Annotated in this window: 2 protein-coding genes; one reads left to right on the top strand and one right to left on the bottom strand. The window is 40.1% G+C overall.

The window, feature by feature from the left end:
- Window positions 1-119: 119 nt before the first annotated feature.
- Window positions 120-824: an esterase/lipase family protein gene (locus V7K21_RS18640; protein ID WP_335176708.1), complete on the top strand. Its 705-nt coding sequence runs from the start codon at window positions 120-122 to the stop codon at window positions 822-824.
- A 122-nt stretch (window positions 825-946) separates the two neighbouring features.
- Here V7K21_RS18640 and V7K21_RS18635 read toward each other — a convergent pair whose 3' ends face one another.
- Window positions 947-1378 carry a VOC family protein gene (locus V7K21_RS18635; protein WP_335080952.1) on the bottom strand — a complete coding sequence of 144 codons (432 nt, stop codon included), beginning with the start codon at window positions 1376-1378 and terminating at the stop codon, window positions 947-949.
- Window positions 1379-1883: the final 505 nt, after the last annotated feature.

Here is a 1883-nt window from a genome sequence, read left to right as displayed (position 1 = left end):
TTCATTGGGAGACCTCAAGCTTTGGTTTCGTTACCTTTATCTTGTGGTTTCCCTTTCTTTTTTGCTACCCCTTCTCACTCACATAAGGCGTACAGATTTAATTCAGCCGGATTTTGTAGATGAACACTGAAAATCAGCAGCGCAATCCCGTGTTATTAGTACACGGGATTGACGATACAGAGGCAGTTTTTTATAAAATGAGGGCGTACCTAATACAACGGGGTTGGTCTGTATATAGCTTGAATCTGGTTCCTAATAATGGTGATGTGGCTCTTGATGAGTTGGCAAAGCAAGTAGCTGATTATGTCACGGCTAGCTTTGCATCAGAACAACACTTAGATTTAGTAGGCTTTAGCATGGGAGGAATTGTCAGCCGTTACTATGTTCAACGATTGGGAGGAATTAACCGCGTACAGAGGTTTATCACAATTTCTTCGCCCCATCATGGAACTGTGGTTGCTTATGCTTCCCAGCGTCCTGGTTGTATACAAATGCGCCCCAACAGCCTTTTTCTCAAGGATTTGAATTCTGATGCTGATATGTTAAGACAGCTAAACTTTACATCTATCTGGACACCTTATGATTTGATGATTGTCCCAGCGAATAGTTCACAAATGCCCGTAGGAGAAGAGGTAGTTGTGCCAGTTTCTTTCCACCCTTGGATGCTGACAGACTCCAAGAGTTTAACAGTAGTCACAGCAGCTTTAGCAGAACGGATTCAATATAGTTCGGATAAGGCTCCATCGCCTCAACCCCCGTTAAAAAAGCTTGCTCATAATGGCTCTATTTCCCCCTTTTTAAGGAGGATTAAGGGGGATATTTAAAGATTGTACAGCTTAACCCAAGCCGATTGAAAGCGGATTAAACTACTCTTCCTTAAGAAAGCATCCAGTTAGTACCAGGATATTTGTTACACTTGCATTCTTTTGTTTTTAATTTGAATTGCTTAAGTCCTATCACCAATTTGTGTATGTTCGTAACTCCCAAAAATTGCCTCTGGATGACGATAATATTTGAACTCCATTAGGTTATAAAAAGGATCTTCTAAAAAGAAAGTACGATGCTCAAGAGGAGAACCAACAAAGCGGTTTTTGGTTGATTCGCGAAAAAGTAGCTGTTGCTGTTGTGCCCTTTCTAGTAAATCCTGCCAGTCACGTTCTTGAGTAAAAATTAGCCCAAAGTGTCTAGGATAGATAGTGCGTTGCGGTGCCAAGGTTTCTTTGGTGACGTGAGCCACTAGTTGATGACTGTAGAGATTGAGAATCAGGGCGTGCTGGTTTTCACGACCAGGAATACAGCCCAAGCCATCCACGTAATATGCTTTTGTTTGGGCAACGTCAGTCACAGGGAAAGCAAGATGGAATAAAGTTTGGCTCATAGCTTGTGTGGAAAAGACTAGTAGTTGATGCTATCTACAATTTATGCTGTTAAGTCCTGATTGTGGTCAACTTGAACACAGTTTTAATTGACATTAACTTATATTCTTTATCCTGATGACTAAGATTGGGAACTGAGTACCACTTCAGCCGCTGCACCATGCACCTATACTAATTTAGGTTTGCATGAGCACACACTTAGGACGTAGATTTAATAACTTAAAACTTTCTTAGGATGTGTTGGGTGCGTTACGCACTTGAAGAGTCTACCTAATTAAACAAAAGTTTTGCATTTTGTTTAATCCAGGTTCTTTAGTCAATATTGCAGTGTATATCTAAGACATCGTTTGTAGTTTTATACTCAGCTTTCAGAGTGATACTTACGCAATTTAGGTAATAATACAAACATATTATGTAACTGCCTAGCTAGTAGTAATAGAGGAAAGGAAAACAGAGACATTACCTTCTAAAGCATCAGTAATAACTTCGAGGAGATTAAGACCATGC

Source organism: Nostoc sp. (genome assembly GCF_036919595.1).
Lineage (GTDB): Bacteria > Cyanobacteriota > Cyanobacteriia > Cyanobacteriales > Nostocaceae > Nostoc.
The sequence above is the reverse complement of the archived record's forward strand: the minus strand, read 5'-3'. Positions and strand labels throughout refer to the sequence as shown.

Coding starts and splice junctions, on each gene's coding strand:
- V7K21_RS18640 (WP_335176708.1), top strand. CDS start 120: ATGAACACTGAAAATCAGCAGCGCAATCCCGTGTTATTAGTACACGGG.
- V7K21_RS18635 (WP_335080952.1), bottom strand. CDS start 1,378: ATGAGCCAAACTTTATTCCATCTTGCTTTCCCTGTGACTGACGTTGCC.